We start from the raw sequence: 7,403 nt of genomic DNA on the forward strand, positions 1-7,403 counted from the left end.
CCCGGTAGCGGGCCGGGTCGAAGAAGGTCCGCCAGCTGGGCCCGCAGCCGGAGCCCGGCCCGCCGTGCAGCACCACCGCGGGCTTGCCGTCGGGGCCGCCGCCCGCCGGACGGGACCGGGAACTGCGCGCCGCGCGCGATCCCACCCGCCCCGGCCGCCGCGCCGGTCGCCCGGTCGTCGTCCCGGAGGTCGTGGCCAGCCCCAGCCGGCCGGTGGCGCCCCCCAGCCCCTTGCGACGGTGGCTGTTGATGCACCGGGTGCAGCCGGTGGGCCCCGAGTCGGCGGAGGGCCAGGCCCGCTCGCACGCCTGGTGGCAGGTCATGTGCCTGACCGGGGTGGACTACTTCTCCACCCTGTCGTACCTGCCGGGGATCGCGGCGGTCGCGGCCGGGGCGCTCTCCCCGCTGGCCACCCTGCTGATCGTCGCGCTGACGCTGCTCGGCATGCTGCCGATGTACCGGCGGGTGGCCCGGGAGAGCCCGCACGGGCAGGGCTCGGTGGCGATGCTGGAACGGCTGCTGCCGTTCTGGCGGGGCAAGGTCTTCGTGCTGGTCCTGCTCGGCTTCGTGGCCACCTCCTGGATCATCACGATCACCCTCTCCTCGGCCGACGCCACGGTGCACCTGCTGGAGAACCCGCTGCTGCCCGAGGGCGTCGGCGGAACGGCGGCCGCCGTCGGCGTCACCGTCGTGCTGCTGCTGGTCCTCGGCGGCGTCTTCCTGCTCGGCTTCCGGGAGGCGGTGGCGGTGGCCATCCCGCTGGTCGCCGTCTTCCTGGTGCTGAACGCGGTGGTCGTCGCGGTCTCGGTGGCCGAGATCGCGGCGGACCCGGGGACGCTGGCGGGCTGGACCTCGGCGCTGAGCGCGGGCCGGGGCCCGGGCGAGGTGGCGGTGACCGCCGTGCTGGCCTTCCCGCTGCTGGTGCTCGGGCTCTCCGGTTTCGAGACCGGGGTCAGCATGATGCCGCTGGTGGCCGGGGAGGGGCCGGACGGCGCGGCCCGGTTGGCGGCGCGGATCCGCAACACCCGGCGGATGCTCGCCACCGCCGCCCTCGTCATGTCGGTCTACCTGGTCTCGACCTCGCTCGTGACCACGGTCCTGATCCCTCCCGGTGAGTTCGCGCCGGGCGGGGCCGCCAACGGCCGGGCGCTGGCGTACCTCGCCCACGAGCACGTCGGCGAGGTCTTCGGCACCGTCTACGACGTCAGCAGCGCGCTCATCCTCTGGTTCGCCGGCGCCTCCGCGATGGCCGGCCTGATCAACATCGTGCCCCGCTATTTGCCCACCTACGGCATGGCGCCGGAGTGGGCCCGCGCGGTGCGCCCGGTCGTGATCGTCTACACGCTGGTCAGCATCGCGATCACCGTGGTGTTCCGGGCCGACGTCAACGACCAGGCCGGGGCGTACGCCACCGGGATCCTCGCCATGATGGTCTCCGCCGCCGTGGCGGTCACCATCTCCGCGGCCCGCCGCCGGGAGCGCGTCGCCGCCGTCGGCTTCGCCGTGCTCACCCTGGTCCTGCTGTACGCCCTGACCGAGAACGCCGTCGCCAAGCCGGACGGCATCACCATCTCGGCCCTGTTCATCCTCGGCATCGTCGCGGTCTCGCTGGTCTCGCGGGTGAGCCGGACCACGGAGCTGCGTGCGGAGCGGATCGAGTTCGACGAGGCGGCCCGACGGTTCGTCGCCGACTCGCTGGCGCACGACGGACGGCTGCACCTCATCGCCCACAAGCGGGCCCGGGGCGCGGTGAAGGAGTACACGATCAAGGAGCGGGCGCAGCGGGGGATGAACCCGGTCCCCGGCGAGGGCGACATCCTGTTCCTGGAGATCGAGGTGGTCGACCCGTCCGAGTTCAGCCAGGTGCTGCGGGTCCACGGCGTGGAGGTCGGGGGCTTCCGGGTGCTGCGGGCCAGCAGCCCGGCGGTGCCGAACGCCATCGCGGCGATCCTCCTGGCGCTGCGCGACGCCACCGGCGTCCGCCCGCACGCCCACTTCGAGTGGTCCGAGGGGAACCCCCTCGCGCACCTGCTGCGTTACCTCATCCTCGGTCGGGGCGACACTCCGCCGGTGGTCCGGGAGATCCTCCGCAAGTCCGAGCCGGACCCGGCCCGCCGGCCGGGCATCCACGTCGGCGGCTGACCCCGGCACCCCGTGCCGCCCTCGGAGCATACGGTCGTTATCAGCTCTTTCAAGATGAATCGTACGTTTATTCATCTTCGACTGACTTGCCCGAGTTTCGCTCGTATCGTGGCCTTCGGTGGCTGTCGGGATGTCAGTCACCCCGCGCCCGGTTCGGGCCGGCCGTGTCATGCACGAGAGGCAGGGGAAGGCTGATGTCGACGTATCAAGGGAACCGGCGAGCGGCGCCAACCAGGCGGCGGTCCCGGTGGTTCTTAGCCGGTGGGCTCGTGGCGGGCACCCTGGTGGCCGGGGTGGCGGGCGGCGTCGCGGTGGCCGCGGGAGCGCTGCCCGTCGCGTCGGAGGCACCGTCCCTGGTGCTGCGCGGCGACGACTCCGGCGCGGCGCACCGCGACGACCGCCGCGAGCAGGGCCGTGCCGCCCTCGGCGGGCAGCCCTCCGACGACCCCTCCGGGGCTGCGGCCGGGGAGCCCTCCGGCGACCGGTCGGGCGACTCCGCCGGGGAGCACCGGGGCGGGGAGGAGGGCCGGGACGGGTACCCGGACCCGGGGTCCGGGCGCCGCGGGGAGGTCGCGGTGCCGTGCGACTCGTCGAAGCTCATCGCCGCGCTGGTCCGGGCCAACGCCGAGGGCGGCGCCCACCTGCGCCTCGCGCCGAAGTGCACGTACGAGCTGACGCACGCCTTCCAGCAGCCCGACGACTACGACGGCGGGATCCGGGACGCCCGGGAGGCGGCCGACAGCGCGGAGAACCCGGGCGACGCCGAGGCCCCGCCGCGCAACCCGCAGCACGACAAGGCGGGGCTGCCGGTCATCTACCACCCGATCACGATCCGGGGCGAGGGCGCCACCATCGAGCGGGACGTGCACGCCGAGGCGTTCCGGTTCTTCACCGTCCGCGACGGCGGGGAACTGACCCTCTCCGACGTCGTGCTGCGCAACGGCCTCTCCGCCGCCGAGGGCGGCAGCATCCACGTCGTGCACGGCGCGTCGGCCGTGGTCGAGCGCACCGCCGTCGTCGGCAGCACCTCCCTCTCCGCGGAGGGCGGCGGTGGCGGGATCTTCAACGACGGCAACATGGTGGTCGCCGACAGCACGTTCGTCGACAACCACGCCGCCGGCAAGGCGGGCAAGGGCGGGGGCCTGCTCAACGGCGGCGTGCTGAGCCTGCGCACGTCGGGCTTCCGGAACAACACCGCCGTCGCGTACGGCGGTGGCCTCGGCAACTACCGCGGGGCCGCCGAGGTGCAGAAGAGCACCTTCACGCACAACAACGCGGCGCAGGGCGGCGGCATCGCCAGCTTCTCGGCCCGCACCAGGGTGGCCGACAGCAAGGTGCTCGGCAACACCGCCCAGACCGGTGGGGGCATCGCCAACTCGGACGCCCTGATCTTCCTGCGCGGCCTGGAGGTGCGCGACAACACCGCCACCGGCAACGGCGGTGGCATCTCCACCTCCCAGGGGCTGCTGCCGCTCGACGACAGCGTCGTCGCCGGCAACACCGCCCGGGGCACCGGCGGCGGGATCTACGCCGCGAAGTCCAACCTGCTGGTCCGCCACAGCGAGGTCGACGGGAACCACGCCGTCGGCGCGGCGTCGACGGGCGGCGGAATCTTCGCGACCCAGGGTCAGGTCTCGCTCTACCGCAGCCGGGTGAGCGACAACACCGCCACGGGGAGGCCGGGCGGTCTCTTCGCCGACAAGGCCCGGGTCAGGGTCGACGACGAGACCGACATCGTCGACAACGAGTCCACCAACTGCGAGGGCAGCCGGGTGCCGGTGGCCAACTGCTTCCGCTGACCGGCCGCCCCGAGGGGCGCAGCCGGCCCCGCTCCCGACGATCGTGAGGATCCTCGGCGGCGCGGGCCGGGTGCGCCCCTCGTCGCGTGCCCGCCGTCCGGACGGCGCCCCTCCGTTCGCCGTCCGGCCGAGCCCGCCTGCGCGAGCTCGGCCGCTGGGCCCTCCCAGGACGGCCTGGCGGATCGTCTCCCGCGGTCCGTACCCTCCGCGGCCAGCTTGTAGCCGGCCCTCGTCCCGGTGCTCCCGTGGCCTGTTGCGGTGGAGCAACGCCCGTTCCCGCCGCCCGCTCCGGCAGACGTGCCCCGCCTCCGGCACGGGTTCGGTCCGTCGACCTGACAGCCCATCCTCCTAGGACGCCTTAGGGGATGTGTGGCAGGCGGACGGCGTGGTCGACCCTCGGAGGCCCACCCGTCGCCCGCCCCGGTGACGTTCCCCGGCCGGCCCACGAACGTCGTCGCTGCCGCGCCCGCGCCGCCGGCGGTTATCGCGTTGACGAATGCTCCGCGCCGTCACTAGGGTCTGCGTCGTGTCCAGCCCCGAGGCGTCCAGACGCCAGCCACCGGTGTCCGGTGGCTGGCCCTCGTTGACGTCGCACTAGGCGCTGTCGGAACCGGACAGCGTCCCTCGGGCGTCCCCGCCACCGATCGCCGTCGTACCGGCTGCTCCCGGGCGTCACCCGCGCGTCACCACCGTCGTGCCGCGTCCACGTACCCGGGAGGCCCTCGCGCGGTGGTCTCCGTGCGCCCGGCTGGACGGTTGTCCCGTGCGCCGCCCGGCCGTGGCCCGCCGTGACCCACCCGCGTCCTCTCATCCATCCACGACGCGGAATGTGGAGTGTCATGCCGTTCGCCATCTACCTGCTCGGACTGGCGGTTTTCGCCCAGGGAACGTCCGAGTTCATGCTGTCCGGCCTGGTGCCGGACATCGCCCGGGACCTGTACGTGCCCGTCCCGGCCGCCGGCGCGCTGACGTCGGCCTTCGCGGCAGGAATGATCATCGGAGCGCCGCTGATGGCCGTCCTCAGTCTGCGGTGGCCCAGACGTCGGGCGCTGCTGGTCTTCCTGACCGCCGTCGTCGTCGTACACGTCGTCGGGGCGGTCACCGACAGCTTCGCCGTGCTGCTGGCCACCCGGGTCGTCGGAGCGCTGGCGTACGCCGGGTTCCTCGCGGTGGGCCTGGCCACGGCGGCCGACATGGCCGGACCCGGGGCCAAGGGCCGGGCCGCCTCCGTGCTGCTCGGGGGTCTCACCCTCTCCTGCGTCGCGGGGGTGCCGGCCGGTGCGTTCCTCGGCCAGCTGTGGGGATGGCGCTCGGCGTTCTGGGCGGTGGCCGTCGTCTCGCTGCCCGCCGTCGTGGCCATCTGGCGCGCGGTCCCCGCCACGCCACCGGACGCGGCCGTACCGAGCGCCCGGCACGAGCTTCGGGCGCTGCGCCGTCCCCGCCTGCTCGTGACCCTGCTCCTGGGCGCCCTGGTGAACGGGGCGACCTTCTGCACCTTCACCTACCTGGCGCCGCTGATCACCGACGTCAGCGGTTACGACCGGAGGTGGGTGCCGGTCCTGCTGGCCCTCTTCGGCCTGGGGTCGTTCGTCGGTGTGACGGTCGGCGGTCGCGTGTCGGACTCGCAGCCCATGCGGGTCCTGGTGCCCGGTGGGGTGGCCCTGCTCGTCGGCTGGCTCCTGTTCGCGGCCGCCGCCGCCAGTGCACCCGCCGCGTTCCTGCTCGTCTTCGTCCAGGGGACGCTCTCGTTCGCGGTCGGATCCACGCTGATCACCCGGGCGTTGTACGCGGCCGTCGACGCGCCGTCCCTGGGCGGATCCTTCGCGACCGCCGCCCTGAACGTGGGCGCGGCCGTCGGCCCCCTGCTGGGCGGGGCGGCCATCGGCGCGGGGCTCGGCTACCGGTCCCCGCTGTGGGTCAGCGCGCTGCTGGTGGCGCTGGCGTTCGTCGCCGCCGTACCCACCTGGACGGTGTGGGATGCCGGGACGGAGTCGCCCACGCGGATGGTCGCTTCCTAGCCCGCGTCGCGCTCCCCGTCGCCGCACGAGGCCGTCCACGGGTCCGGCCCGCGCCACCCGCCAGGCGCGGGCCGGGGTCCGTCCTACTCGGAGGGCTGGGGCAGCTCGCAGTCGACCTTCGGGTTGGCCCCGATGTAGTTCAGCGGCCCGGCCACGATGGTCACCAGGATGGTGCCCGCCTCGGCGCAGTTGGTGTCGTCGCCGTTGTAGTAGCCGCGCTGGCCGGCGGCGACCGCGCCGATGATCAGCCAGATGACGACGATGACTCCGAGTATCGACGTGCCGCGCATCGCTGCCTCCAGAAAGGGGTGTGGTGGTTCGAGGTGTCGAAGTTGTACCCAGTCGCGTGGAACGGCTAACGACGCCGCCGGTCGACCGTCCCGCCCGGCAGGCCCGCCGGCCTGACGGCCCGCCCCGGCCGACCGGCCGCCCGGGCCGGGGCGCGCCGGTGCGCTATCGGATCGGCGACCGACGGCCGCGCTCGGCGGCCCGGCGGGCGTACAACTGCGTCAGAGCACCGCGCAGGAGGACACCATGGACGCCCCGACCCCGCACCTGTTCGTCGACCGCCCCGAGGACGTCGCCGTCGCGGCCCGCGCACTGGCCGGGGGTGCGGTGGTGGCGGTGGCGTTCGGGAACTTCTACGCGCTGGTGACCCGGCCGGACGCCGCCACCGTGCGCCGGGTCAACGTCGCCAAGGGTCGGCCGGCCGACCAGGTCGGCAGCATCACCACCGCCTTCGGGCGGATCCCCGCGATGTTCGACTGGGCGCGGCTGCCGCACCGGCTGCCCGCGCACCGGGTGCGGCAGCTGATGGGAGTCCTCTACGGCGCGGGCCCGTTCGGCTTCCGCGGTCCGGCCGTCGACCGGCTGCCCGCCCACCTCACCCGGCACGACCGGGGCGTACGCACCACGCAGGTGATCGCGCCGGGGCTGGCCTGCCCGTCGAACGTGTTCTTCGCGCGGGCGGTCGCCGAGACCGGGGTGGACCACCTCCACATCACCTCGGCGAACCGCTCCCGGCACCTGACCGGGGTCGCGGAGGAGCCGGCGCACTGGAAGGCCGAGGGCATCGCCGAGGACTTCGCCCACCTCGACGATCTGGTGGTGCTCGCGCACCGGGACGAGGCGGCGGCGCGGGCGGCGCACCCCGGGCACCTGCCGGCCTCGGTGACGCTGTTGTCGTTCCACGCCCCCGCCGGAGAGCCGGAGGAGCCGCCGGTGCTCACCGTCGACCGGCACGGTTCGCTGCACGTCGACGACGTGCGCCGGGCCGCCGCGCCGCTCGGCCTCCAGGTGCGGCTCGGCCCCACCGCCGGTCGGCGTCTGCAGGTTCGGGGGTACGCGGAGGCGCTGGTCTGACCGGGTGCCGGATCGGGCTGGCGGTGTCCGGCTCCCATGGCCGCCGCCCGGTGGCTGGTCGGCCTCCGCCCGGAATGCCCGAC

The 7,403-nt window shown here is 74.3% G+C and carries 5 protein-coding genes and 1 pseudogene; 4 read left to right on the plus strand and 2 right to left on the minus strand.

The window, feature by feature from the left end:
- Positions 1-106 (minus strand): annotated as a pseudogene (locus AB0L34_RS31915) (prolyl aminopeptidase); the annotation flags it as partial.
- Between the two features lie 142 nt (positions 107-248).
- On the opposite strand from AB0L34_RS31915, the gene AB0L34_RS31920 reads away from it, so the two are divergent.
- The 3 genes from AB0L34_RS31920 to AB0L34_RS31930 all read left to right on the plus strand — a co-directional run bounded on the left by AB0L34_RS31920 (position 249) and on the right by AB0L34_RS31930 (position 5,958).
- Positions 249-2,141 (plus strand): amino acid transporter, encoded by a 1,893-nt coding sequence (locus AB0L34_RS31920; RefSeq protein WP_363709159.1) that lies wholly within the window; start codon positions 249-251, stop codon positions 2,139-2,141.
- A 194-nt stretch (positions 2,142-2,335) separates the two neighbouring features.
- Entirely contained in the window at positions 2,336-3,940 is a 1,605-nt protein-coding gene (locus AB0L34_RS31925; RefSeq protein WP_363709161.1) for a right-handed parallel beta-helix repeat-containing protein, read from the plus strand.
- 839 nt (positions 3,941-4,779) lie between these two features.
- Positions 4,780-5,958, plus strand: a complete 1,179-nt coding sequence (locus tag AB0L34_RS31930; RefSeq protein ID WP_363709163.1) for a Cmx/CmrA family chloramphenicol efflux MFS transporter — start codon at positions 4,780-4,782, stop codon at positions 5,956-5,958.
- Positions 5,959-6,041: 83 nt separating this feature from the next.
- On the opposite strand, the gene AB0L34_RS31935 is transcribed toward AB0L34_RS31930, so the two are convergent.
- On the minus strand, positions 6,042-6,248 hold the full coding sequence (locus AB0L34_RS31935; protein WP_350707466.1) for a hypothetical protein: 207 nt from the start codon (positions 6,246-6,248) through the stop codon (positions 6,042-6,044).
- 244 nt (positions 6,249-6,492) lie between these two features.
- Between AB0L34_RS31935 and AB0L34_RS31940 the strand changes: the two genes are divergently transcribed.
- Positions 6,493-7,320 carry a hypothetical protein gene (locus tag AB0L34_RS31940; protein ID WP_363709165.1) on the plus strand — a complete coding sequence of 276 codons (828 nt, stop codon included), beginning with the start codon at positions 6,493-6,495 and terminating at the stop codon, positions 7,318-7,320.
- Positions 7,321-7,403 lie beyond the last annotated feature (83 nt).

Source organism: Micromonospora sp. NPDC052213 (assembly GCF_040679695.1).
GTDB lineage: Bacteria > Actinomycetota > Actinomycetes > Mycobacteriales > Micromonosporaceae > Micromonospora.